Below are 23,686 nucleotides of genomic sequence, written 5' to 3' on the forward strand. Positions count from 1 at the left end.
CAGTTTTGAGTTTTTTGTGCTGTTGGTCGTAACCTGGCTACTCTTCTATTCGTTGAAAAGCGGAATTTACCAATCTGCCGTACTGATACTGGCAAGCTTTGTCTTCTATGGCTGGCATTACCCATTATTGGTTACGCTGCTACTGGTATCGATTCTGGTTAATACAGGTACCAGTTTTTGGGTGATACGACTTGCAGGTACTGCTAGAAAAAGAGTCGCAATTCTGGGTGTTGTTGCCAACTTAATGATTCTCTTCTTCTTTAAGTATGGCCCATTAGTTGGGAAGACATTGTTCCCCGAAGGCTCGTCTATCAGTCTGTATTTGATTGCTATTCCATTGCCTATTGGAATTTCCTTCTTTACATTCCAGGGCATAAGCCTGGTAATCGATACATTCAGAGAAAACGATCGGCAACTCCTGCAATCTTCGGCTGTGCCGTGGTGGCGTCATTTGCTAAATGTCTTTCTTTTCAAATCATTCTTCCCACAGTTGATCGCAGGCCCTATTGTAAAAGCGCATGAATTCATGCCGCAAATCAGGCTGAAGCGCATTCGTGATATTGATGTCGACTTCACTGCCAGGAAGCTGATCCTGGGATACTTTCTGAAAATGGTGGTGGCTGACAATTTAAAAGACCAGACCTTCTGGATGGCTTATCCCTATTTCGAATCATATGCCGGGATGGATTTGCTTGGTCTGCTGTTCGGTTATTCTATGCAGATTTTTGCAGATTTTGCGGGCTATTCACTCATTGCCATTGGCTTGGCGTCGTTGTTTGGTTATCAGTTTGCCGAAAACTTTCTGTTTCCCTATAGCTCAACCTCTTTTGCTGAGTTCTGGCAACGGTGGCATATTTCACTTTCCAGCTTTTTAAAAGAGTACTTGTATATTCCTTTGGGTGGAAACCGGCGTGGTGAAGTGAAGACGTACCGGAATTTATTTATCACCATGGTTCTGGGTGGATTGTGGCATGGGGCTGCCTGGAGCTATGCGGTGTGGGGAGCCTATCACGGGCTAGCCTTAGCTGTTGAACGATACCTGGGAAAATATATACAGTTTCGGAAGACACCACTAGTCACCTTTTTACAGGGCTGTCTGGTATTCAGTTTAGTTAGCCTGGGATGGTTGTTTTTTAAGTTACCCGATTTTTCTCAGGCCTTGCTATATATACAGCGGATAATAGTAGCGCCATTTTACTCAACGGACAAGGAAAGGTTGCTTATGATTGCCCTGTATTCGGCACCAGTCATAACGTATCACATTGCTTATGTTAGCAAAAAAGCCTTTTTAGACCACCTTCGCCCTATACTATCACCAGTAGTGTACGCTACGCTGTTGTTTATGATTATGCTGAACAGTGGCTCGTCGGGCGATTTCATCTACTTTCAATTCTGATGCTAAAAAAGATACTTGTCGGTTTCGTTATCCTCCTTCTGGGATGGTCACTGCTACTGAAATTTTTACCTGCTGATATTGATACAACTCAGAATCAGTGGAACGGCAATTTGATTAAAGCCGAAGCCTATTTGTTTGAACGCCCTCTACTGTCAAATTCCGCTGTTATACTTGGGTCGTCTATGTCGGCTAGAATACCTATAGCAAAAACCAATGACAGCTTGATCAATTTAGCGTTTGGAGGTTTCAGTGCTTATGATGGCCTTGAACTGGTCATGACTAAGGCGCAGAAGCCGACTATAGTCTACATAGAAACAAACACGATCTTAAACGAGCCTAGTGAGGAATTCCATCAGGCGGTGTTTTCTCCAGTTCGGTATCGATTAAAGTCAGTCTTTGCTGCTTTGCTTACGAAGAATCAGCCTGTTGCTGTGTTGAAAGGATTGATTCGCTATAAAAAAGGGGGGAGAACAAAAGTGAGCGCTCTACCACTAAGAGACCCCCCCCCCGGTGTAAACCAGACGATTTTGGGTAACTCTATCAAACAGTACGCTACTTGTCCGTCTGACACGTTCATTACGGCCCGTTTGACTGAGCTAGCAACGTTTATCCATGCACTGGAAGAGAATAGTTGTAAAGTTGTTTTTTTTGAAATGCCCGTTCATCCTGCCTTATGTCAGTCAGCCCTCTCGATTAGGGTAAGGGAAGCGTTATACAAACGGTTTCCCCGAGAACGGTACACCTATATACCTCAGCCGGGTTGTGCTCAATTTCATACAACAGATGGTATTCATCTGACAGGCGCGAGCGCAGCCTTGTACGCGGACTACTTTCAGAAAGTGCCTGTATTTCATAAATAGCTCTTAATAAAACTAATAGTAAACCTGTTTAGGCTTACTGAAACAACGGCTTACTGTAACCTGGACGGCCACGTCCGGGCGCAAATACATCTCGTTTACACCCGGACGTGGCCGTCCAGGTTACAGTAAGCCACTTGATAGGAGGGAATTTGGTATAAAGCAAAATCCTAAACAGGTTCAGTATTAGTAGTTAGAGTCTCCTCGTTCTGCGGGCCGAAACAGAATGGGTGGAGATTGTGGAAAGTGGCGCGGCTGTTCTGTGTGATGCGGACAAAAATCGCATCCTGGATGCCTTTGCTTTTTTTTATGAAGCAGACACCATACCCTTTACTTCTTTCTACGGCGACGGACATGCGGCCGAACGAATACTGAATTTTATTCTCAATAATGCACCCGTTAAGGGATAAATAAGCCGGTCGAATCTGGAGCCTGGATTGATTTAGTCACCTTCTCGGATGAAGAACTGAATCCGCTTCCTGTTGGAGCGGAATTTGTTGGCATTCGCTGTATTACTCCCACCTATACACTGACTTTACCTAACGACTATGCCTTGGTTTGTCATTTACACAAAACCTCGATCGGAGAAAGTTGTTGCGGAAAATCTGCGCAACAAAGGAATTGAGGTGTACTGCCCACTTAGAAAAGTAAAACGAAAGTGGTCGGATCGATACAAGATTGTTGAAGAGCCTCTTTTTCGCTCGTATTGCTTTGTTAATCTGGAAGAAAATCAACGAAGCCTGGTGTTTGACGTACCTGGTTTTGTAAACTACCTGTTCTGGTTAAAAAAACCCGCCATTGTCAGACCGGAAGAGATCGAGGTTATTAAAAACCTGCTGAATGATTTCGATCATGAGGCCATTCAGATCCAATCGTTCAGTATCGCTGATAAGATCCGGGTCAACTCCGGCATACTCATGGATCAGGAAGGCGAAGTCATAGCGAAGCAGGGCAAAAAGATTATGCTGTTTATCGAATCGCTCGGTATGAGCATCCTGGTCGATACCACAAAAACGATCGTAGAAAAAGTAACGCCGTTTTGACGGGGTGTTACAGTACATAAATCCGCTTATTTCATGAAGGTTATTGTTCGCAGCACACTTTGGGGTCTCTTAAGTGTAGGGTTCTGCTGTCCTGTTGCGCGTGCACAGGCGGTTGTTAAAGGAGTTGCCTACACGGTTGAGGCTGGCACGTTCCTGGCTACGGATGCCAGTAATCCGTTTTGGGTTCGCTCGAACCAGTACGGCGAAATTCCATTGGGGGCTCAGGGTTTTACCATTCGGGGACAGGCTAAGAAAGAATACAGTACGCTGGCACGAAAGAAGTTTTCGTACGGCTATGGCTTGCGGGCGGTTATGAATGTGGGCACAACGAACCAGTTTTTAGTCTCGGAAGCCTACGCAAAAGTGCGCTATGGTGCGTTTGAACTCTATGCCGGTCGGCGACGGGAAACGCAGGGGCTGGTCGATTCGGTGCTGAGTGCAGGGTCTTACATCTGGTCGGGGAATGCCTTGCCAATGCCTAAACTTCAGATTTCGATTCCTGCGTATACCCCGATCCTGAAAAATGGATTGCTGGCCATTAAGGGCAATTTTGCCCACGGCTGGTTTGGCACCGGCGACTCGGTAAAGAATTATTTTCTTCACCAAAAAAGCCTGTATGTCCGGATCGGCAAGCCCAACTGGCGATTCAAGATTCATGGGGGCTTTAATCACCAGGTTCAGTGGGGAGGAGCGGTGTTGTACCCCCGATACGAGGGCAGTCAACGAATTACAAACTTTGGGTCCGATTTGCAGACCTATGGGTATGTCGTGCTTGGCCGATCGTTGTACGCCGATGATAGTCTGGTAGTTCAAAACGGACAAGCTTCTGCTGAGGGAGGAAACCGGGTTGGTAACCACCTGGGAACAGTTGATCTTGGACTCGAATATGAAGATGATCAAAACAAATGGTTCCTGTATCGACAATCGATCTACGAAGCCGGTGCTTTGTTTCGTTTGAACAACATTGCGGATGGACTGACCGGCTTGTCGTTCAGCCGGAAACAGGCTTCTCAGGGAGTTTTGAGGGTAGTTCTTGAATACCTGCACACATCCAGTCAGGGCGGTCCCTATTTGTCCAATCGCTCAACGATCGAGCAGTTACGCGGGGCTGAAGATTACTTCAACAATGGCCGGTACATTGATGGATGGGTTTACAGAGGGCAAACCATTGGCACGCCGTTTATCATGCCCTTGCGCTACACAACCGGACTTTCGCAAAACCTGGACAAGAACACCAACCTGATCGTAAATAATCGGGTAAATGCGGTTACGCTGTCGGTGATGAGCCGTATACGGCTGGTCGACTTGCTGACGCGTATCTCGGTGAGTGAAAACTTCGGCAAGTACAGTACCCCCTTGCCCTCCGGTGTTGGGCAAACGTCTGTTCAGCAGCAGGTGAGTGTTCCCTTTAAAAAATACACGTTTATCACTACGCTGGCCTACGACAACGCCGGTGTCCTGAAGCAGAATCTGGGTCTTAGCTTCCTTGTTCGACAGACCTTTTAACTAATCGCGATGAGATACGCAATGAAACGACTTCTACTCCCCATTCTTCTGTTCATCACCCTGCCAACCCTGGCCCAGGACGTACGCTCAGAGGAGGTGCCAGAGACTCGGTTGTTGAAAAGCAATAGCCCCGAGGGTATGGCTATTACACTTAACTCCCTGACCAAACCCGCTCTTGTTGACCTGTCTGATACGTTGTTTGTGAAACGATATTTTTTTCGAACGGATGTGTACCAGAAGGGGGAGAAGCTCGAACCGGCAACTGTGAAGAAATTGTTGGTGGACACCCGGCAAGCTCAGGTGTATTATCAAACCGGGAACCAATTAAAGACGCTGACGGTACTAATGGCCTTATCGGGTGTATACGTTGGTTATAAAGGTATCAGGGGCGAACAAAAAACGGCTATGATTCGGGGGGTACGCACAGCCACTAATCCCAACGTCCCCAACATTGAGGTCGAGTACACAAAGCGAAGTTTACCACAGGTTTTAGGTGGGGTGGGCTTATTTTTGGGAGCCGTTTGTGTACTGGAGTTGTCCAACGAGTTGGTGCGTAAGGCCGTTGTTCTGTACAACACAAAATCGGTCTCTCAATCGTCGGTGGTTCACCTTAGCCGCATAAAAATGGGATTGACCACCAGCGGACGTCTGGGTGTAGAAGCGCAGTTTTAGGGTGTATAAAGACAACGCTTTGAGATTGCACCGAAAAGATTTCGGTAACTTATAAAATAGAAAAGCCGCTGTAACATATTCGTTTACAGCGGCTTTTCTATTTTTTTGTGTGACCACGGGGAGACTCGAACTCCCATGCCTTGCAGCACCACCCCCTCAAGATGGCGTGTCTACCAGTTTCACCACGTGGCCGTTTTTTTGTTCTGGGTGCAAAGGTAGTATTCTTTTCATGTTTTGTCAACCTCCGATCGGAAAGTTTTGCTTTTTTCGCTCAGGATGGCCCAAAAATGGGCAAAATTTCGTACTTTTATCTTTATAAACCACGTTTAAAAGTCCAAGTAACATGGCACTGGAATTAGTCGGAAAACTCATAAAAGTTCTGCCTGAAGTATCGGGGCAAAGCCAAAAAGGTCCCTGGAGTAAGCAGGAATTCGTTATTGAAACACTAGATGCATCCTATCCAAAGAAAGTATGCCTTACGGCCTGGGGCGATAAAGTTGCAGATCTGAAACAGTACGCTAACGGCGATACGCTGAAAGCCACCTTCAGTGCTGAATCCCGCGAATACAACGAGCGCTGGTACACCGAGTTGCGGGCGTTTCGGATCGAGTTAGCCGAAGGTGATGGCGGGGCTGCCCCGGCACCCCGGTCGGCTCCGGCTCAGCAACCGCGTTCGGCTCAGCCGAATCAACCTGCTGCTGTGTCGTTTAACTCGGCCTTTGATGAAGAAAGTAACGATCTGCCATTCTAAGCAGGTTGAAAATGAAAAAAGCCGCTAACAGCGGCTTTTTTCATTTCGTGATCCGGCTGGGATTCGAACCCAGGACCCATACATTAAAAGTGTATTGCTCTACCAGCTGAGCTACCAAATCGGTTGAACGTCCTTCCGTTTAGTGGGTGGTTGTTCTTAATTGTGGTGCAAAACTATGGCCTTATTTCATTCGTTGCAAGCTATTCCTCTTAAAATAAGTCTATTTTTTTGTTTTTTTTCGGGACTCGCTGAGGCACAGATAGTTTCGGTAGACTCTCTCAAACGCGCCGATTCGCTGTTTATTGCCGGTGATCAGGTAAATGCTGCCCGAATCTATGAAATGGCACTGGCCGAAGGGCACACCGCTACCGATCCTATGCTGTTGAAACTGGCGAGCGCCTACGAACAGCAGAATGACGTACCCCGGCTCCTCTACTACCTCGACGTGTATTTCGAACGCCATCCCGACGATGTCGTGCTGCGTCGGATGAACGATATTGCAAGGGCCAACAACCTGACCGGGTACGAAACGGATGACCTGAACTATTTCTATCTCTTTTATCGGAAATATGGCCTTTATTTTCTGCTGTTTCTGCTCATACCGGCGGGATATGTTTTCACGGTACTCATGCTCAAACTGGTACGAAAACAGTCGGTCTTCAGGAGGCAGAAATGGATTTTCTTTGCCTACCTAATCTTGCTGTTGATCTTTACAAACCTGCCGGAAGGTATTCAGTCCGGGATAACCAGCCACGACCGGGTCCTGCTCCGAACAGACCCCTCCGCAGCCGCCCCAATTGTTGAGGTTATCGGGCGGGGGCACAAGCTCAGTATTCTGGGTACAAAAGATATTTACCTGCGTGTGTTATGGCACAATAAGCTTTACTTCATCCGCCGGGATAATGTGTGGATAATCTAAGGAGTTAGGAGTTAGTAGCGAGGAGTGAGAAGTTGCTGTCGCAAGCAAGCGTTGGACTCAACGACCTTATGCGTCAGCTTATTTGCGATAGCAACTCCTCGCTCCTAACTCCTAACTCCTAACTCCTTCCTTAACGGCGAGTCTTTCTCTTTAGCCAGGGTATTATACACCAGCGTATCCATTAGTTTGGGTAGCCACTTGTTCAGGAACACTGTGAACTTGCCCTGCGAGGTTAGGATGAGTTCGCGTTTGCGGGTTTTTACAGCTCGTAGAATGTGATCGGCGCACTCTTCCGCACTCATCATATTACCTTCATCCCGCATGCTTTCGCCTTTAGCCTGCCCGTGGGCATCGAGCGCCGAAAAACGAATGTTGGAAGCCGTGAAACCCGGACAGGCGGTCAACACGTGAACGCCCGTATGCAGTAACTCGGTCCGTACGGCTTCAAGAAAGCCATTCATCGCAAACTTGGAGGCCGAGTAACCGCTTCGAACGGGTAAGCCCCGATACCCGGCAATCGACGAGATACCCACGATCGATCCTTTGGCTTCCTGAATGTACGGCAACGCATAGCGGGTAGCGTATACCGTACCCATGAAATTAATATCCATGACCTTCTGAATAACGGCCGGGTCCGTATCGATCAGCATGGAGCGCATACTGATACCCGCATTGTTGATCAGGATGTCCAGCCGCCCGAACCGCGCAATCGTTTGGTCGATGAGTTGTTTGACATCGGACTCAACACTAACATCGGCGGTTAGTGAAAAGGTGTTGATGCCGGCCTGACGAAGTTCGTCACTTACCAGCTGAAGTGCGTCCGCCTTGCGGGCACAAATAACAATAGTGGCTCCTTCACGCCCGAAGGCAAAGGCAAGCGCCCGACCGATGCCTGAAGAAGCACCGGTAATGAGAACTAATTTATCTTTCATAATTGCAGTTGCGAAGATACTACTTTAGCGTGGCTGATAATTGCCATCTGGATCATCGCATCAGGGTAAGGGGGCCTTTGAGAGTTCGCTTTGATGTCAGGAGAAGGTAATAATAGGTGCCAACGGGTGAGCCGGTGCCGTACCAGCGAAATTTAGGATCGGAGGATTTAAAGACCGTCTGGCCCCATCGATTCGTTACCTCGACAGATTTAAACTGCTCATCGCAGGAGTTTTCCGGTAAGTCTTTTATCGCAAAAAAATCATTAATGCCGTCGCCATTGGGTGTAAACACATTCGGGACTTTTATTTCGGCAGTAAAGGATGGGTTCTTGACCATAAAGGTGACCGTCGATACAGCGGTATGATTGGGCTGACAGGAACGGTCATCCACCACAAAATCGACTACAAACGTAGCTTCGGCTTTGCCGGCCATCAGGGCACAGCTTGGCTTCCAGTCGAAAGGTGATTGCAAGGTAGGCAGGCCAAATTTGTTGGTGAAGACCATCCCGGCGGCTTTAACATCGAAGCCCCGCCCAACGGCGGTTAACCGCAACGTGTCCCGGTCTGCGTCGTTGCCCAGCACATCGAAAGTGGTGCGTCCGTCGGTTTCGCTGGTGCTAACGCTCAACTCAACAACCTGAGACGCCAGCGTTGTTTGTATAGTAGGAGGGGTGCTGGGCAGGCCAGTGGCCGCTAAGTTTACCGTAACGGTATCCCGCAGGTTCCGATTACAGCGGGTGTCGGTCACAATAAAATCGACGATATAACCGGCCTGGGTAGCCTGGGTGCAGGTTGGTTTCCACAAAAAAGGCTGTGACACTTTCCCGACCCCCGAAGCCGACCCAAAACTCATCCCGGCCTGCGACAGTGTGAAGCCGCGCCCAATGGCCTGGATCGTTACGTTGTCGTTATCGATGTCTGTGCCGAAGGCGTTGAATGTTAGGGACGAGCCTACCGTAATACTGGCTTTGTTATTCGGCAGGTCGGTAGCAGCAACGGGCTTGTTATTAGGCGATGGAATGATATTCAGGCGGACACTGATCGTATCGCTTAGGCCCTGCGGACAGCCATCGTCCGTAGCCCGAATCAACAACGTAATCGGGGTTCCATTGCCCCCAACGCATCGTCCGAAACAGAGTTTGGCCTGAAGGGTGTCCCGGCTCGTTCGGGTGGTTAATTCACCGGGCGTCAGGGTAAGGCCGGGTAACGAGCCACTCATGTTGATGATCGAAATGCGCTGGTTTGGGTCAAGGTCGGTGATGTACAGACTCAGGCAGTTGGTATCTTTCTCGGCTAGGGTGATTACGGTACCTTCCGTATAAAACTGTTTCTGGTCGTTGGGCCGAAACAGTAATTGGGGCGGGTTGTTTTTGGGGCAGTCAACGACCAGCACCTGAAAGTCGCGCCGGACGCGCCCAATCTGTTTGCCCGCCCGAAATTCACCAACCTCAACGGAAAACACAAATAAGCCTGCTCGGTCCGGGGTTACGCTGAGCAGCCCCGTTCGGGCATTCACCCGCAGCGGAACCGTTCCCGGTATTTGGTTGGCAATGGAGATGCCGTTAATCCACCGGATTGGCGGATAGGGGCCAGCCGAAAAGGAAGGGTTTGATACCGTAGAACCTGCACCGGGATTTGGTGAGTTGGATGTACTAAAGCCATTATACGGCGTAGCCAGCGCGTAGGTCAGGCTGTCGCCATCGGCATCCCGGGCGCTGAAGTCGAGGGTAAACGGCTGGCCAATGCAGGCGTAATCACCTTTGGGAACGGTAAACACGGGCGATGAATTGGCGAAGCGGGTTTGTCCCGACATAATGGCCGGAAACTCCAGGTAAAATGTTGAACCGGCTGCCCCCGGGCTTTCGATATTGACAATGGCTCCGTTGCGGCAGCACCGTTCCCACGACAGGTAATACCCCCCCGCATCATTGAACACATTTGGGTCGAGGGTTAGGTCGGTGCTGTGACGGATTAACCGCGTACGTACGGCACCCGTTGCACAGGCTGGCCGGGTGTAAGCTACGTATTCGCTGCTGATACGGACGAGAGGGACATAGCCGATAAGCTGATTGGAGCGCTTCGAGAAAACACCTACGGATACCTGGCCGTCATCGGCTCCCGGATTTCCGTTAATGTCGTCGAAGTATAAATTAAGGTTAATCCGATGCGTGTATTGAGTCTGGGTGCCCAGATAACGCAGTTCGAGTTCGCCCCCGACAATATGCGTTGCCTGCGCAAACGGGCTCAAAACCAGGAAAAAGCAAACAAGAAAAAGAGGTAATTTAGAGGAAGGGTATAGGTTCGGCATAAGCAGAATCAGGTCAATATAGAGTTCGTCCGAAAACGACTGCTTAAATTAGCGGTTTTTTAGGACTTATGCGTAGGAAGATTCATAAAACACCCGAACGGTTGGCAAGTGTTCGTATCGATGCCGTAGCCGCCGAAGGGAAATGTATTGTACGTACTGATGAAGGCGTAATTTTTGTTGAAAATCCCACCGGCGGACCGGGCGTAGCTCCCGGCGATGTGGTTGATCTGCGCATTACCAATACCAAAAAGCAGTACCGCGAAGCCGTTGCCGAACGCGTTCACGAATGGTCTTCGGTGCGTACTGAGCCTTTCTGCGAGCACTTTGGAACCTGTGGCGGCTGTAAATGGCAGCATATTCAATACAGCGAGCAGCTTGGCTTTAAACACCAGCAGGTGGTCGATCATCTGACGCGTATTGGTAAAGTGGAACTGCCCGAGTTTCGGCCCATTATGCCCGCTCATCCAACGCAGTACTACCGGAACAAGCTTGAGTTCACTTGCGCCGAAGGCCGCTGGCTGACAACAAAAGAAGTAGGGACCAATCAACCGATGGACCAGCGGGCGGTGGGCTTCCACGTGCCCGGCCGCTTCGATAAAGTGTTGCCCATCCGGCATTGCTACCTCCAGCCCGACCCGTCCAACGCCATTCGGGAAGCTATTGATGCCTATGTACTTCAGCATGATATGACGTTGTATAACCTGAAAATGCATACGGGTTTTCTGCGGACGCTCATTATCCGCACTGCCGATACTACGCAGCAGGTGATGGTAACGTTGCAGGTAGCGCAGGATAACCCCGAACTGCTCAATGGATTAATGGCGTATTTGCAGACCCTATTCCCGCAAATTACATCCCTGAACTACATCCTGAACACTAAAAAGAACGATAGCTATCAGGATCAGGAGGTTGTTAACTGGGCGGGTAAAGCCTACATTGAGGAGCAAATGGAAGACGGTGGCGACCGACCGCTCACCTTTCGGATAGGCCCCAAGTCGTTTTACCAGACCAATGCCCAGCAGGCATACAACCTCTATAAAGTGGCCCGTGAATTTGCCGGGCTGACCGGTCAGGAACACGTGTATGACTTATACACCGGCACGGGCACGATTGCGCTCTTTGTAGCTCGTTTGGCCAAACATGTGGTGGGAGTGGAGTATGTCGAAGCTTCGGTAGCCGATGCCCGGGTCAATGCGCAAGTGAACGGCATTACGAATACGACCTTTGTCGCGGGGGATATGAAGGCAATTCTGACCGACGAATTTTTTGCCGAACACGGTCGTCCGGATGTGGTCATCACCGATCCGCCCCGCGCCGGGATGGACGAAGCCGTTACCCGTCAACTCCTCAAAGCGGCTCCCGAACGGATTGTCTACGTCAGTTGCAACACCGCCACACAAGCCCGTGATCTGGCTATTCTGGACGAAGGGTACATTGTTACGGGTGTACAACCAGTCGATATGTTCCCGCACACGCACCATGTCGAGAATGTAGTCGTCCTGACGAAGCGGTAGGATCTAAACAACAAGTCAAGGGCTGCAGGGTGGTGTCAATTTCTCAAAACTGACACCACCCTGCAGCCCTTGACTTATTGCAAAACTTACTCAGAAAAGAATCGCTAAAACTCCAGATAAGGGGCAATCTTATCAATGGTTTTAGCATCCAGAATCCGAATTGGTTTCAAGGATTCTGCTGAGGTATACGCCCCATGCTGTTCCCGGTAGCTAACGATCAACTGGGCTTGTCGGCGGGATAGGAACGGGTGCCGGTCCAGTTCATCGGCCGTAGCGGTATTAACGGGAATCCGACGCACCCCCGACCGGATCTTTCCAAACTTCAGAAGTTCCTCAACCGTGAGTGAGTCCAGTCCGTAGACATCCCGAAACTGATCGGTGGAGATAAACCCGCCCAGTGCATCCCGGTATTTAACAATGCGAGTGGCCAATGTGGCCCCGATGCCCTTCAAAGCGATCAACTGAGCTGTGTCGGCGGTGTTGATATCAAACGGCTGAAGCACCGGCTTTGCCGGACGTTCGGGGAAAGCCGGTCGATTGACAGTAGGGTAGGGTTCGCTGCTGAATGGTTTGCCGGTGCCCGATCTGTCGTTAGGGAAGCGGTCTGACCGGGTTGTTTCCTTGAGTGTTATATACGGTTCAAGTTGATCGTAGAGGTCGGGGGGGAAGTCGTAAATTTTGAGAAGGTCTTCTTTTTTGCGGAACTGTCCGCCTTTGCTCCGGTATTTTTCAATGCGTTCCGCCATCCACTTCGGCAACCCTAACTGCTGCCAGCCCGCTACGCTAACGGTGTTGGGGTCGAACGCAAATAGCTTAGGTTCACTGAATCGTTCGGCGGTGGTTTTCTCTTTTCCTGAGCGGTCGCCGTACTGGGGCTGTTTGGCGGCTTCAGTCTGCATGAGTGCCACCAGGCTATCGAGTTTCCGCTGGTCGGCAGCCGATGTGTCGACGGGCGTTCGGGTAACAACGAATCGGTAAACGAACGGAATCAGCAGACAAAGCAGCGTTAGGAACAGCAGAACCATAAAGCCCCTGGTTTCCTTATGGGAGAAGCCAAAATAATCGCGGATGAAGGAGACGAATCGGGGAAGCATTATTTTTCAAGTAATTTTTATTGTTAAAATTGGTTACTTGTTTTGATGATTTCAAACAGTGGACGAATTAATTCGTCCACTGTTGTATTTTTGCGCTCACGTATGAATACTTCACAAACGCCAGCCACCGGCTCACCAGCCACTTCGCTGCAAGACATTATCGCCCACGCCAAAGAATATGGCTTCGTGTTCCCATCTTCCGAAATCTACGATGGCCTGCAAGCCGTGTACGACTACGGTCAGAATGGCGTTGAACTGAAAAATAACCTCAAAACGCTCTGGTGGAAGGCAATGACCCAACTCCACGACAATGTTGTCGGGATTGACGCGTCGATTTTCATGCATCCGCAGACGTGGAAAGCGTCGGGGCACGTGGACTCGTTCAATGACCCCATGATCGATAACCGCGACTCCAAGAAACGGTACCGCGCCGACCAACTCCTCGAACTGAAGGCCGAAGCCTATGCCAATGCCGGGGACGAAGCGAAAAGTACCGCGCTGTTGCAGGAAATGGGCCGCTTGCTGGGCGATAACGACCTGGAAGGCGTTCGTAACCTCATCATTGCCGAAGGCATAAAAGATCCCGTTTCGGGCACCGATAACTGGACCGAAGTGCGGCAGTTCAACCTGATGTTCTCCACGCAGGTAGGCTCACTGGCTGAAGACGCCAGCCTGATCTATCTCCGTCCGGAAACCGCCCAGGGTATTTTTGTCAACTTCCTGAACGTACAGAAAACCGGCCGGATGAAGATTCCCTTTGGCATTGCCCAGATTGGAAAGGCGTTCCGGAATGAGATCGTAGCCCGGCAGTTCACCTTCCGGATGCGGGAGTTCGAACAGATGGAAATGCAGTTTTTTGTGCGTCCCGGTACCGAAATGCAGTGGTATGAAACCTGGCGCGATGCCCGGATGAAATTCCACCAGGCAGTTGGTCTACCCGCCGACAAGCTCAAATTTCACATTCACGAGAAGCTGGCTCACTATGCCAATGCTGCCGTGGATATCGAGTATAAATTTCCGTTTGGTTTCCGCGAAATGGAAGGGATTCACTCCCGAACCGATTTCGACCTGAAAGCCCACCAGGAACTGAGCCGGAAGAAGCAGCAGTATTTCGACAATGAGGTTGACCCTGCTACGGAGAAGCCGTACGGTAACTATATCCCGTACGTCGTTGAAACCTCAGTAGGGGCAGACCGTTTGTTTCTGGCTGTGTTCTGCAATGCTTTCACAAAAGAAACTGTTGGCGAAGGTGATCAGCAGAAAGAACGGACGTATTTGAAATTGCACCCGGCGCTGGCACCTATCAAAGCTGCTGTGTTTCCGCTTGTTCGGAAAGATGGTCTGCCCGAGAAAGCCGAAGAAATCGTAAAGAGTCTTCGGTCTGAATTCCGGGTGGTGTATGAGGAGCGGGATGCCATTGGCAAGCGCTACACCCGACAGGATTTGATCGGTACGCCGTTTTGTATCGCGGTGGATTACCAAACCATTGAAGACAACACCGTTACGGTTCGCTTCCGCGATACTACCGAACAGATTCGTATTCCAATTAGCGAATTGAAAGCCATGATTGGTCAGGAAGTGTCGATGGAGCGGGTTTTGGAAAAGATGTAAAATTCGTTTTTGGGTATAAAAAGAAGGCGTGCCACGGTTCAGAACCGTGGCACGCCTTCTTTTTATATATTGGTTACCGATTGGCGAGCAACACAGTGCGAAGAGCTGCTACATTCGCTGTTGCATCAAAGATGGCTTTAACGGGAATCGTAAAACCCGCTAACTGCTGACTGGAAACCGTCTGCCCGACTCGTAATAGATCGACCAGCGCGTAAGCTTCGGTATCGGCATCCAGCGTGAATACTTCAACGGTCTGACGGGTAGGGTCAACGAGCCAATATTCGGCTACCTGATGCGTAGCATAATCCTAAAATTTGATTTCCCAGTCGTTCTTCTGCGTACTTTTCGATAACACTTCCACTACCAGGTCCGGGGCTGGAAAATACAGTAGATCAGGCTTGATATCAGCCGCTTTTGCTGGTCCAAAATAGCATATATCCGGCTCGTAGCTGTTTCGGGTTAGTTCGACCAGTGCTTTTTTAACAAGTACCATGCCCAAATTGTGCTCATTGACAAAAGCATTTATTATGTTCCAAGGAACATGACTGCGGCATTGTGTTTGTGTAACGCCGGAGAGTGAACGACAATTTCACCGTTGATGAATTCGACTTTCATGTCGTCGTCCATCCACTTGTAGAACGCCTGTCGACGCTTTTTTTCGTCGTTCAACACCGCCTGAACCTGCTGAATAATTTGCGGGGCCTTAGGCGATTCCAGAAGTTGGGCGGCTAACTCAGTCATGATCTTACCGGGTCTTTACTCAAATATACGAAAAAGTAGGCCGTCTTACGCTTCCCCCACCAGCATCAACGCGCCAACGGTTACGTTTGAGGTTTCGTCAATCAGGATCGCGAGTGCTGACCTGCTTAGGTAACAACCAACTGTATTTGTGGCGTATATAAACGAAATCGTTCGTCAGCAGAAATAATCACTAAATTTTCAGCCAGTGCAGATGCTAAAATCAAGCGATCGAAAGGGTCGCGATGTTCCGGGAAAAGTGGAATGGAATGGTAAGCGATAATATGTTCGTTTTTGACCGGTAATAGTTGAAACCCATCTTTGTAAAGTTGATCAATTAAATCAGCAGCAGAAATTAGAAACTCAGGGAGTTTACCAATTTTTTGCTTAATACTGATTTCAAATAAGCTAATTTGGCTGATCCAAATGGGGTTTTCTTCTAGAGTTGCTCTAACGGATGGCTTTAGTCTAGCCGGGCTAATTATACTCCAGATGAGTACCTGTGTGTCAGCTAAAAAATCCATTACATATATTCAGTAAGATCATCAAGCGGTTCGTTAAAGTCTTCAGGAATTTGATACTTCCCCTCTAAGCTGCCTAACTTGACACCACTACGTTTTTTTATCGATTGATCAATTCCCTGCTCTTCCAGAAACAAAATCACCACCTTCGATTTTTTGACGGCAGGGGGTGTTTCAGTTAAGGTAAATTGGCCGTTTTCGTAAATTCCATTAATTGCAGTGTACATAAGGTTCGACAAGTTAGTGCAAACTCCTTACCCAATTTAACGGTTTTAGCCGATCATCCGTTCTTAAATGACTTAATTCAGTTAAAAACAGATGATCGGCTAGCTTTTCAGAGCCGTCTTACGCTTCCCCCACCAGCATCAACGCGCCAACGGTTACGTTTGAGGTTTCGTCAATGAGGATCGCACCACCCGACGCACGATTAGTGCCGTATGGGTCAAAACTAATTGGCTGTGCAGTCCGGAGAATTACTTTGGCTAAGTCATTCAATCGGAGCTGCTGGACGCCCTCAATCTGTTCGTAGGTGTTCACGTTTACCTGATACGTAATCTCCCGCACCGAGCAGCGCGTACGGAAGGTGCCTACCTGTAATACGTATTTGTTCCCTACTTTGAACTCCTTGCTGTCCATCCAGCACAACATGGCCTCAACCGTTTGACTGCTCAGCGGCTGGCTGTCTGACCGAACAATGAGGTCGCCCCGGCTGATGTCGACATCCGTTGCCAGATGCATTACTACCGACATGGGCGTGGCGGCTTCCTCCAGCTCAGTTTCGGCGATTTCAATGGCGTCGATGGTCGACGTTTCGCCAGATGGGAACACCGTTATAGCGTCGCCTTTGCGGAACTGCCCACTCGTAATTTTACCCGCGTACCCCCGGTAATCGTGAAGCTCCGGCGTTTGCGGACGAATGACGTACTGAACCGGAAAACGAGCCTGGGTAAGGTTCAGGTCATCGGCAATTTCTACCGTTTCCAAGTGTTCCAGCAACGTTTGACCCTCGTACCACGGCATGGATTCCGACCGGTCGACGACGTTATCGCCGTTGAGCGCACTCATCGGAATATACGTTACGTGCTTGACATTCAGTTTCTGAGCCAGCTCGGCATAGTGAATGCATATGTCAGAAAATACATCCTGCGAGTAATCAACCAAATCCATTTTGTTGATCGCAACAACTATGTGCGGAATGCCGAGCAGGGACGCAATGAGCGAATGCCGCCGGGTTTGTTCAGCTACACCATGCCGGGCATCGACCAATACAATAGCAAGTTGGCAGTTGGACGCACCCGTCACCATGTTTCGGGTGTACTGGATATGGCCCGGTGCATCAACGATGATAAACTTCCGAACCGGAGTCTGGAAATAGCGGTAAGCTACATCAATTGTGATACCCTGTTCCCGTTCGGAACGCAGGCCATCGGTCAACAGGGCCAGATCGATCTCCCCATCATCACGGCTTTTGCTTGCTCGCTCGATGGCTTCCAACTGATCGGCCAGGATAGATTTGGAATCGTAAAGTAGTCGCCCGATGAGCGTACTTTTGCCGTCGTCAACCGAACCGGCGGTTATAAATCGTAAAAGATCCATTGATTTTATTCTAACTCGATTAATTCTCCACCGATAGCAACTAATTGTTTTACACGTGTGTCAATTTTTTTAATCATTGCAGGAACAATGTTAAAAGAATCGGAATCGCTCAATTTGTGCTCCAGGTGTTCTACTGCTGACGTACGTCGTTTACGATTTTCCAGACGTTTTTTTTGAGGCCGTATAGCTTCTTCGTATGAGACGGAAGTGCCAATTAGCTTGCTATCAGCATACAATTTACGTCGATCAAAATCTATAGGCTGCCCACTTGTGATGCCAGGTATATAAACTTTGCTACCACTAAAAGCCAAAGTGCCATCTTTTACAAACGCAGTCTTAAAAGTTCTTGGGCTAGCCAATTTTTTCAATTCCTTACTAGGGCTGTTTTGCCATTCTTTGACTTCTTCAGTAAAATCATTGATTCTTGTCTCACCATTTGACCAAAGACCAATGATTCTATAGGGCTCTATCAGTAGAAGCTTCGTTAGCCGAGCTACTTTTGATTGTATTTTTCCCATATATCTAATAGTTTGGTTCGGTTATTCTGAACGTACTCAACAGCTATACGCAACTGCTTACGGGGAAGACTTCCTTCATAAATTGACCCGTCTTCTATTACAATCAACACTTCATGTTCGGCAGAGGTTGCGTGAATATGTGGTGGAACATGATCGCGAAAGAATATTTCAATTTTAATCCCGTCGAGCAGCGCTACAGTTGGCATTTGCTTTATCACACTTAAAAATACCCGCCTTTCTTGCGGTCTTCCATGGCGGCTTCGGAGAGCTGGTCGTCCATGCGGGTTTCGCCCCGTTCGGAGATGCGCGTGGCCTGAATTTCGTCGATGACCGCGTCGAGGGTTTCGGCAGTGGATTCAGAGGCAGCTGTGCAGGAAATATCGCCAACGGTGCGGAAACGCACCCGGCGGGTTACCCGCTGGTCGTCGGCTTCGGGTTTGATAACGCCCCCGGCGGTAGCCATCAGTTTACCATCGCGAATGAGCAACTCGCGGTCATGCGCGAAGTAGATGCTGGGAAGCTGGATTTTCTCGCGACGGATATAATTCCAGACGTCCAGTTCGGTCCAGTTCGAAATGGGAAACACCCGAACGTTTTCGCCTTTGTGAATCCGGCCGTTGTAGAGGTTCCACAGTTCGGGCCGCTGGCGTTTTGGGTCCCACGAGCCAAACTCATCGCGTACGGAAAAGACGCGTTCCTTAGCCCGCGCTTTCTCTTCATCCCGACGGGCACCACCAATGCAGGCGTCGAACTCGAACTCCTCGATGGTGTCCAGCAGCGTGAACGTTTGCAGACCGTTGCGGGTAGCGTTGCGCCCGGTTGGTTCCTTTAATTTTTTCTCCCGGATGGTGTCTTCGACATACCGGACGATGAGTTTTTCGCCGATACGCTCTGCCATGGCATCGCGGTAGTCGAGGGCTTCCTGGAAATTGTGGCCCGTATCGATGTGCACGAGTGGGAACGGAAACTTACCCGGCCGAAATGCTTTGAGGGCCAGATGAACCAGGGTAATGGAGTCCTTGCCACCCGAAAAAAGCAGCGCAGGGCGCTCAAACTGACCGGCTACCTCCCGCATGATGTGGATGGCTTCGGATTCGAGCTGGTCTAAATAATCTAACTTCATTGTCTAATGAGTGAATTAGTGAATGAGCGACTGAGTGAATAGGAATCGGCACCCGAAACAATACCAACTCAGGCATTCATTCATTTAACGGGCAACAACTTACGGTTTAAACACCTCTTCGTGAACGTGTAATCCGCACTCTTTTTTGGAATTATCCTCCCACCACCAGCGCCCTGCCCGGAAATCTTCGCCGGGTTGGATAGCCCGCGTGCAGGGCTGGCAGCCGATGCTGACAAAACCCCGGTCGTGCAGGGGATTGTAGGGTACATTGTTATCGTTTACGTATTGCTTTACTTCGTCAAAGGTCCAGTCCATCAGGGGGTGGAACTTGAAGAGGTTGTGCGATGCATCCCATTCGAGCTGGGGCATGCTCTGGCGGTTGGCCGACTGCTCAGCGCGAATGCCCGTGACCCATATTTTCTGGCCTTTCAGCGCCCGGTTGAGGGGTTCCACTTTCCGGATGCCGCAGCATTCTTTCCGATTCTCTACCGAATCGTAGAAACTGTAAGGCCCTTTGGTCGTCATCAGCGCTTCTTCGGCAACCCGCTCGGGGAAGAACGCTTCGATTTTGGTAGCGTAGCGATCATTTGTTTTTTTCCAGACCGAATAGGTTTCCGAAAACATCCGGCCCGTATCGAGCGTGAAAATCCGGATGGGGATATCGTTCGCCAAAATCAGGTCGGTAATTACCTGATCTTCGTAGCCGAGGCTGGTCGAGAAAACGACTTCGCCGGGGAATAACTCAGCCAGTTTCCGCAGCGCGTCAACGTTGCTCAGACCGTGGAGTTGTCCGGTCAGGCTTTCAAGTGTGTGAGTCGGTTCAGCAATCATACAAATAGGCAGGCTTGTGCCCGCATTTATAGTCAATTAACGGACCAATGCCCGTTGTGGCAGGTTTACCGCCTTGCCCGTTTTGGCCGATTGTCGGGCAGCATCCAATATTTCCATGACGATCATATTGTTCTCTAAAGACGTTAATTCGTCGGCTTTAGTTTCGCCATGAATCAGTCGGGCGAAGTACGCAAATGGGTCAGTAGCAGGGGCATCGGCGGCTGTTGCCTCGGCCGGATGTTCGGTTTTGTCGCCCTTGAGCCGGATTCGCATCCGGGTACCATCTACTGTAAACACATAACCCGTTTGTCCGTACACTTCCATGTCTTTACGGCCGAAAGGCCAGTTCCATGACCCCTGAATGATGGTCTGCGTTTTGGGATAAGTCAAAACAATTGTCCCTTCATCATCTACCTTCGGGTAAATATCCGGCTTGATCTGCTGGGTCACCGCCATAACGGATAACGGACGCTGGTTGTGCATAAGCCAGGTGGAGAGATTAGCCCCGTAACAGCCAAAGTCAAACAAGGCACCAGCACCGTTGGCAACCGGGTCTGTAAGCCAGTTCAGGAACTCTTTACTCACCCCAATTTCTTTGGGCCCCTCGTGACCATCGTGAACGACAATCTTGCGCAAATCGCCGATCGATTTGTCGGTATTGGCGATAGCATAGGCTTTGTGGTTGCTGCCGTACCAGGTTGTTTCGTAGTTCGTCAGGAGCTGGATGGTATGTTTTTTGGCCAGTACTTCCATCTGTTTGGCATCGGCAAAGGTGGTTGCCAGTGGCTTTTCAACCATTACATGAATGCCACGGGGAGCACAAACGGCAACCGTTTTTTTATGATCGACAATCGGGCCGAAATCCGTTACGGCTTCCGGTTTCGTTTTGTCGAGCATTTCGGCCAGCGTAGGATAAACCAGACTCATACTGAACCCATGCCGTTTCGCCAGTTTTTCGGCCAGTTCCCGGTTCGGTTCGGCAATTCCTACGATGTCAATGTCAGTCTGAGCTGTTTTGCCAAAGGCTTTGTTCAGAATTCCATGCACGTGGTCATGGGCCATACCCGCAATTCCCACACGAAGCGGTTTTTTAGGTGATTGGGCGTTCACTAGCTGGGCAGCAATAAGTAATACGGTGAGGGAAAACGCAATAAATTTCATACTGGCATTTCTGATTTACCGGATTCTATCCGAATGACTTGATTAGGATGCTTCTTCGGGTTTTGTAACGTGGAATGGTATTCCGCTCCACGTTACAAAACTAAACCTAAGCCGCTTCTACTCTCATCAATCAGGTTGTTATGCCAATACAGAATCATTAGTCCACGTTTACCTTGATGACCTCGGCCGATTTTTCTACGGCCTGCGTAAAGTCGGCGATCAGGTCAGAAATAGCTTCCAGGCCAACCGAAATGCGGATCAAACCGGGTGTGATACCCAACGCGGCTTTTTCCTCGGGCTTCAGTTTCGCATGGGTTGTGGTGTTAGGGTTCGTGACAATGGTCCGCGAATCGCCCAGGTTGGACGAAAGCGTTGGAATCGTCAGTGCATCGAAGAAGGCTTTTACGCGTTCGAAACCACCTTCCAACTCAATAGTAACAATGGCACCGCCCGCGCTCATCTGCTTCTTCGCCAGCTCGAATTGAGGGTGGGAGGGAAGAAACGGATACAATACCCGCTCCACATCGGCATGACCGTCGAGCGCTTCGGCGAGTTGCAGGGCATTGCGGCAGTGGCGTTCCATGCGAAGGTCCAGCGTTTCCAGGCTCTTCGACAAAACCCAGGCATTGAACGGCGACAATGACGGGCCGGTATGCCGGGCGAAAAACCGAATTGGCTGTATGAGATCAGCACGACCGACTACGATACCGCCCAGTACGCGCCCCTGACCATCCATGTATTTAGTGGCTGAGTGTATGGATAAATCGGCTCCGAGGTCGAGAGGTGTTTGCAGAATGGGCGTGGCAAAGCAGTTATCGACGTTCAGGATAAAGCCGTATTTCGCTTTCAGGCGGGCCAGCATTTCCAGGTCAACCAGCTCCAGGCCGGGGTTGGAGGGCGTCTCCAGATACACCATACGGGCGACCTGCCTTCCGTTGTTGGGCTGTATGGCCGCTTCCCACTCGGCTTCGGTGGCCGTGGCGTCGACGTACGTATGGGTAATCCCCCATTTGCTTAAAATCTGGGTAATGATCTGGTGAGCAGAGCCAAATAAAGCCCGGCAGGCAACCAGGTGATCACCGGATTTAAGCAGAGCAGCCATGCTGGCAAAAACTGCGGCCATACCGGTGCCGGTAGCAATACCGTCTTCGGCATTTTCGAGCATACAGACCTTCTCGACAAACTCCGTAACGTTGGGGTTCGAGAAGCGGGAATAGATGTTTCCCTCTTCCGTTTCTTCAAACAGTGCTTTTCCCTGCTCGGCGCTCTCGAAGGTGAAGCTGGATGTTAAATATAAAGGAACGGAGTGCTCCCGATTGCCGGATTTATCCGTCTGTATCCGAATCGCTTTGGTTTGTTTTTCCATATTGTCTGGGCCAAGCTCTGGCTTGGCCACTAGAAATTAATGAGCCAAGCCAGAGCTTGGCCCAGACGTTAAAAGAACTTAATAATTTTTCGCAAACTTACGAGGATCACCACAATTCCGACGAGGATCATCATGGTTTTTATGGGTAATTTCTGGGATAAACGGGCCGCTATCGGAGCCGCAATCATACCACCCAAAATCAGGCCCAGAATAACCATTCCGTAGTTGTCCAGCCCGGCATACAGAGCGAATACGACCGATGACGCAAACGAGACAAAGAACTCCGCCAGATTGACCGACCCAATCGTATAACGAGGGTGCCGACCCGAGGCAATGAGGGTTGAGTTAACAATGGGCCCCCAACCGCCACCTCCAATGGCATCGACAAACCCGCCAAACCAGGCCAGCAGACCAATTTGACGAACGGGCTTTTTCTTGGTTTGTTTGGCCAGAGCTTTCTTTAAAATCAGGATGCCCAAAATGGCCGTGTAAACCGAAATGGCGGGACTTAGGTATTGAGCTACAATCTCCATGTCGGCCAGCTTGGTGATTAAAAAAGCACCGAGCGCAGCACCAATAACCCCCGGAATCAGGATAATCTTAAACAATCGGCTGTTTACGTTGCCAAATTTCAGGTGCATATACCCCGACACGCCACTGGTGAAAATCTCGGAACTGTGTACGCTGGCCGTGGCAAACAGGGGGCTAATGCCAACGCTGGTCAGGAAGGTTGTGGCCGTAACGCCATAGGCCATGCCCAGGGCACCATCAATCATCTGGGCCACAAAACCAGCCATGATGAAGTAAAAAATATCGGGCGTGAGGTCGATGGTACTGGCCAGAAGCGTTAGCCGATCCAGCGTAAAGTAACTGAACAGCAAATGCCCGACCAGCATCAAGGCCAGCGCCGAAAAAACGTAAATCGCAATTTCGGTCCGGTTCCGTCGACGAAGTAATGGACTGGGTGCGTCGGTCTGTACGCTGGCAGTGGGGAAAGCGGTCCGTATGATAGCTGCCTGTGATGAGGCATTCTCTCCCTGAATCGTGATCGTTAGCCCATTCAGGTCAAGCTCTGGATTGGGAGTGGTGAGCGAATCAGAGCTTGAATCGGTTGCAGAGACAATCCGCTGGGACATAAGGTATAAACTCTATAGAGTTAATGGATTAATTCTCTTATGAAAAACGGCACAGATACGTGCCGCGGAGTTTACTAATGATTTGTTGGCTTA

The 23,686-nt window shown here is 49.8% G+C and carries 24 protein-coding genes, 2 tRNA genes and 1 pseudogene; 10 read left to right on the forward strand and 17 right to left on the reverse strand.

Annotated elements, in window-relative coordinates:
• Positions 1-52: 52 nt before the first annotated feature.
• From CRO74_RS07440 to CRO74_RS07465, 6 genes are all read left to right on the forward strand, one after another.
• Positions 53-1,396, forward strand: coding sequence for an MBOAT family O-acyltransferase (locus CRO74_RS07440; RefSeq protein WP_245877776.1), 1,344 nt, complete (start codon positions 53-55; stop codon positions 1,394-1,396).
• Entirely contained in the window at positions 1,396-2,256 is an 861-nt protein-coding gene (locus CRO74_RS07445) for a hypothetical protein (RefSeq protein WP_097125349.1), read from the forward strand. Before CRO74_RS07440 ends, CRO74_RS07445 begins: the two co-directional genes overlap by 1 nt.
• Positions 2,257-2,462: 206 nt before the next feature.
• Positions 2,463-2,663, forward strand: coding sequence for a UDP-N-acetylglucosamine 2-epimerase (locus CRO74_RS07450; RefSeq protein WP_097125350.1), 201 nt, complete (start codon positions 2,463-2,465; stop codon positions 2,661-2,663).
• Positions 2,664-2,801: 138 nt separating this feature from the next.
• Positions 2,802-3,296, forward strand: coding sequence for a UpxY family transcription antiterminator (locus CRO74_RS07455; RefSeq protein WP_097125351.1), 495 nt, complete (start codon positions 2,802-2,804; stop codon positions 3,294-3,296).
• A 33-nt stretch (positions 3,297-3,329) separates the two neighbouring features.
• On the forward strand, positions 3,330-4,802 hold the full coding sequence (locus tag CRO74_RS07460; RefSeq protein ID WP_097125352.1) for a capsule assembly Wzi family protein: 1,473 nt from the start codon (positions 3,330-3,332) through the stop codon (positions 4,800-4,802).
• Between the two features lie 21 nt (positions 4,803-4,823).
• Positions 4,824-5,474 (forward strand): hypothetical protein, encoded by a 651-nt coding sequence (locus tag CRO74_RS07465; protein ID WP_097125353.1) that lies wholly within the window; start codon positions 4,824-4,826, stop codon positions 5,472-5,474.
• A 110-nt stretch (positions 5,475-5,584) separates the two neighbouring features.
• On the opposite strand, the gene CRO74_RS07470 is transcribed toward CRO74_RS07465, so the two are convergent.
• Positions 5,585-5,666 (reverse strand) — tRNA-Leu (locus tag CRO74_RS07470).
• 151 nt (positions 5,667-5,817) lie between these two features.
• Here CRO74_RS07470 and CRO74_RS07475 point away from each other — a divergent pair.
• Entirely contained in the window at positions 5,818-6,225 is a 408-nt protein-coding gene (locus CRO74_RS07475; RefSeq protein WP_097125354.1) for a DUF3127 domain-containing protein, read from the forward strand.
• A 48-nt stretch (positions 6,226-6,273) separates the two neighbouring features.
• Here the strand turns inward: CRO74_RS07475 and CRO74_RS07480 are convergent.
• Positions 6,274-6,346 (reverse strand) — tRNA-Lys (locus tag CRO74_RS07480).
• 54 nt (positions 6,347-6,400) lie between these two features.
• Here CRO74_RS07480 and CRO74_RS07485 point away from each other — a divergent pair.
• Entirely contained in the window at positions 6,401-7,144 is a 744-nt protein-coding gene (locus CRO74_RS07485; protein WP_097125355.1) for a tetratricopeptide repeat protein, read from the forward strand.
• A 104-nt stretch (positions 7,145-7,248) separates the two neighbouring features.
• Here CRO74_RS07485 and CRO74_RS07490 read toward each other — a convergent pair whose 3' ends face one another.
• Both CRO74_RS07490 and CRO74_RS07495 read right to left on the reverse strand, forming a co-directional pair.
• Positions 7,249-8,076 carry an SDR family oxidoreductase gene (locus CRO74_RS07490; protein ID WP_097125356.1) on the reverse strand — a complete coding sequence of 276 codons (828 nt, stop codon included), beginning with the start codon at positions 8,074-8,076 and terminating at the stop codon, positions 7,249-7,251.
• Between the two features lie 52 nt (positions 8,077-8,128).
• Positions 8,129-10,384, reverse strand: a complete 2,256-nt coding sequence (locus CRO74_RS07495; RefSeq protein ID WP_097125357.1) for a T9SS type B sorting domain-containing protein — start codon at positions 10,382-10,384, stop codon at positions 8,129-8,131.
• A 68-nt stretch (positions 10,385-10,452) separates the two neighbouring features.
• Between CRO74_RS07495 and rlmD the strand changes: the two genes are divergently transcribed.
• Positions 10,453-11,898 carry a 23S rRNA (uracil(1939)-C(5))-methyltransferase RlmD gene (rlmD, locus tag CRO74_RS07500; protein ID WP_097125358.1) on the forward strand — a complete coding sequence of 482 codons (1,446 nt, stop codon included), beginning with the start codon at positions 10,453-10,455 and terminating at the stop codon, positions 11,896-11,898.
• A 104-nt stretch (positions 11,899-12,002) separates the two neighbouring features.
• Here rlmD and CRO74_RS07505 read toward each other — a convergent pair whose 3' ends face one another.
• Positions 12,003-12,992, reverse strand: a complete 990-nt coding sequence (locus tag CRO74_RS07505) for a ComEA family DNA-binding protein (RefSeq protein ID WP_097125359.1) — start codon at positions 12,990-12,992, stop codon at positions 12,003-12,005.
• A gap of 102 nt (positions 12,993-13,094) precedes the next feature.
• Here CRO74_RS07505 and CRO74_RS07510 point away from each other — a divergent pair, with 102 nt between their 5' ends.
• Positions 13,095-14,603 (forward strand): glycine--tRNA ligase, encoded by a 1,509-nt coding sequence (locus CRO74_RS07510; protein WP_097125360.1) that lies wholly within the window; start codon positions 13,095-13,097, stop codon positions 14,601-14,603.
• A gap of 73 nt (positions 14,604-14,676) precedes the next feature.
• Here CRO74_RS07510 and CRO74_RS31905 read toward each other — a convergent pair.
• From CRO74_RS31905 to CRO74_RS07565, 12 genes and pseudogenes are all read right to left on the reverse strand, one after another.
• Positions 14,677-15,096: pseudogene (locus CRO74_RS31905) on the reverse strand (Uma2 family endonuclease).
• 32 nt (positions 15,097-15,128) lie between these two features.
• A complete protein-coding gene (locus CRO74_RS31910) occupies positions 15,129-15,344 on the reverse strand; it encodes a Uma2 family endonuclease (protein ID WP_245877777.1) in 216 nt (71 codons plus the stop codon).
• 125 nt (positions 15,345-15,469) lie between these two features.
• On the reverse strand, positions 15,470-15,865 hold the full coding sequence (locus CRO74_RS07520; protein WP_097125361.1) for a type II toxin-antitoxin system VapC family toxin: 396 nt from the start codon (positions 15,863-15,865) through the stop codon (positions 15,470-15,472).
• Positions 15,865-16,089: a hypothetical protein gene (locus CRO74_RS07525; protein ID WP_097125362.1), complete on the reverse strand. Its 225-nt coding sequence runs from the start codon at positions 16,087-16,089 to the stop codon at positions 15,865-15,867. Before CRO74_RS07525 ends, CRO74_RS07520 begins: the two co-directional genes overlap by 1 nt.
• A gap of 118 nt (positions 16,090-16,207) precedes the next feature.
• Entirely contained in the window at positions 16,208-17,458 is a 1,251-nt protein-coding gene (locus tag CRO74_RS07530) for a sulfate adenylyltransferase subunit CysN (RefSeq protein WP_097125363.1), read from the reverse strand.
• A gap of 5 nt (positions 17,459-17,463) precedes the next feature.
• Complete coding sequence (locus CRO74_RS07535; RefSeq protein ID WP_097125364.1) at positions 17,464-17,976, reverse strand: hypothetical protein; 513 nt, start codon at positions 17,974-17,976, stop codon at positions 17,464-17,466.
• Positions 17,952-18,182: a DUF4160 domain-containing protein gene (locus CRO74_RS07540; protein WP_012926292.1), complete on the reverse strand. Its 231-nt coding sequence runs from the start codon at positions 18,180-18,182 to the stop codon at positions 17,952-17,954. Before CRO74_RS07540 ends, CRO74_RS07535 begins: the two co-directional genes overlap by 25 nt.
• Before the next feature lie 14 nt (positions 18,183-18,196).
• Complete coding sequence (gene cysD, locus CRO74_RS07545; RefSeq protein WP_097125365.1) at positions 18,197-19,099, reverse strand: sulfate adenylyltransferase subunit CysD; 903 nt, start codon at positions 19,097-19,099, stop codon at positions 18,197-18,199.
• Between the two features lie 99 nt (positions 19,100-19,198).
• Positions 19,199-19,930, reverse strand: a complete 732-nt coding sequence (locus CRO74_RS07550) for a phosphoadenylyl-sulfate reductase (RefSeq protein ID WP_097125366.1) — start codon at positions 19,928-19,930, stop codon at positions 19,199-19,201.
• A 36-nt stretch (positions 19,931-19,966) separates the two neighbouring features.
• Positions 19,967-21,091, reverse strand: coding sequence for a Gfo/Idh/MocA family protein (locus CRO74_RS07555; protein ID WP_097125367.1), 1,125 nt, complete (start codon positions 21,089-21,091; stop codon positions 19,967-19,969).
• Between the two features lie 157 nt (positions 21,092-21,248).
• On the reverse strand, positions 21,249-22,457 hold the full coding sequence (locus CRO74_RS07560; RefSeq protein WP_097125368.1) for a trans-sulfuration enzyme family protein: 1,209 nt from the start codon (positions 22,455-22,457) through the stop codon (positions 21,249-21,251).
• A gap of 68 nt (positions 22,458-22,525) precedes the next feature.
• The gene (locus CRO74_RS07565) at positions 22,526-23,593 is read right to left on the reverse strand and encodes a sulfite exporter TauE/SafE family protein (RefSeq protein ID WP_097125369.1); all 1,068 of its coding nucleotides are present in this window, start codon (positions 23,591-23,593) and stop codon (positions 22,526-22,528) included.
• Between the last annotated feature and the right edge of the window lie 93 nt (positions 23,594-23,686).

Origin of the sequence: Spirosoma fluviale, from assembly GCF_900230225.1 — a bacterium.
Lineage (GTDB): Bacteria > Bacteroidota > Bacteroidia > Cytophagales > Spirosomataceae > Spirosoma > Spirosoma fluviale.

What these genes read in the sequence shown, in the direction of transcription:
- CRO74_RS07525 (WP_097125362.1), bottom strand. Translation starts at nt 16,089, where the DNA reads ATGTACACTGCAATTAATGGAATTTACGAAAACGGCCAATTTACCTTA.
- rlmD (WP_097125358.1), top strand. Translation starts at nt 10,453, where the DNA reads ATGCGTAGGAAGATTCATAAAACACCCGAACGGTTGGCAAGTGTTCGT.
- CRO74_RS07465 (WP_097125353.1), top strand. Translation starts at nt 4,824, where the DNA reads ATGAAACGACTTCTACTCCCCATTCTTCTGTTCATCACCCTGCCAACC.
- CRO74_RS07510 (WP_097125360.1), top strand. Translation starts at nt 13,095, where the DNA reads ATGAATACTTCACAAACGCCAGCCACCGGCTCACCAGCCACTTCGCTG.
- CRO74_RS07565 (WP_097125369.1), bottom strand. Translation starts at nt 23,593, where the DNA reads ATGTCCCAGCGGATTGTCTCTGCAACCGATTCAAGCTCTGATTCGCTC.
- cysD (WP_097125365.1), bottom strand. Translation starts at nt 19,099, where the DNA reads ATGAAGTTAGATTATTTAGACCAGCTCGAATCCGAAGCCATCCACATC.
- CRO74_RS07495 (WP_097125357.1), bottom strand. Translation starts at nt 10,384, where the DNA reads ATGCCGAACCTATACCCTTCCTCTAAATTACCTCTTTTTCTTGTTTGC.
- CRO74_RS07485 (WP_097125355.1), top strand. Translation starts at nt 6,401, where the DNA reads ATGGCCTTATTTCATTCGTTGCAAGCTATTCCTCTTAAAATAAGTCTA.
- CRO74_RS07560 (WP_097125368.1), bottom strand. Translation starts at nt 22,457, where the DNA reads ATGGAAAAACAAACCAAAGCGATTCGGATACAGACGGATAAATCCGGC.
- CRO74_RS07460 (WP_097125352.1), top strand. Translation starts at nt 3,330, where the DNA reads ATGAAGGTTATTGTTCGCAGCACACTTTGGGGTCTCTTAAGTGTAGGG.
- CRO74_RS07520 (WP_097125361.1), bottom strand. Translation starts at nt 15,865, where the DNA reads ATGGATTTTTTAGCTGACACACAGGTACTCATCTGGAGTATAATTAGC.
- CRO74_RS07455 (WP_097125351.1), top strand. Translation starts at nt 2,802, where the DNA reads ATGCCTTGGTTTGTCATTTACACAAAACCTCGATCGGAGAAAGTTGTT.
- CRO74_RS07535 (WP_097125364.1), bottom strand. Translation starts at nt 17,976, where the DNA reads ATGGGAAAAATACAATCAAAAGTAGCTCGGCTAACGAAGCTTCTACTG.
- CRO74_RS07475 (WP_097125354.1), top strand. Translation starts at nt 5,818, where the DNA reads ATGGCACTGGAATTAGTCGGAAAACTCATAAAAGTTCTGCCTGAAGTA.
- CRO74_RS07555 (WP_097125367.1), bottom strand. Translation starts at nt 21,091, where the DNA reads ATGAAATTTATTGCGTTTTCCCTCACCGTATTACTTATTGCTGCCCAG.
- CRO74_RS07540 (WP_012926292.1), bottom strand. Translation starts at nt 18,182, where the DNA reads ATGCCAACTGTAGCGCTGCTCGACGGGATTAAAATTGAAATATTCTTT.
- CRO74_RS07445 (WP_097125349.1), top strand. Translation starts at nt 1,396, where the DNA reads ATGCTAAAAAAGATACTTGTCGGTTTCGTTATCCTCCTTCTGGGATGG.
- CRO74_RS07530 (WP_097125363.1), bottom strand. Translation starts at nt 17,458, where the DNA reads ATGGATCTTTTACGATTTATAACCGCCGGTTCGGTTGACGACGGCAAA.
- CRO74_RS07505 (WP_097125359.1), bottom strand. Translation starts at nt 12,992, where the DNA reads ATGCTTCCCCGATTCGTCTCCTTCATCCGCGATTATTTTGGCTTCTCC.
- CRO74_RS07490 (WP_097125356.1), bottom strand. Translation starts at nt 8,076, where the DNA reads ATGAAAGATAAATTAGTTCTCATTACCGGTGCTTCTTCAGGCATCGGT.
- CRO74_RS31910 (WP_245877777.1), bottom strand. Translation starts at nt 15,344, where the DNA reads ATGACTGAGTTAGCCGCCCAACTTCTGGAATCGCCTAAGGCCCCGCAA.
- CRO74_RS07550 (WP_097125366.1), bottom strand. Translation starts at nt 19,930, where the DNA reads ATGATTGCTGAACCGACTCACACACTTGAAAGCCTGACCGGACAACTC.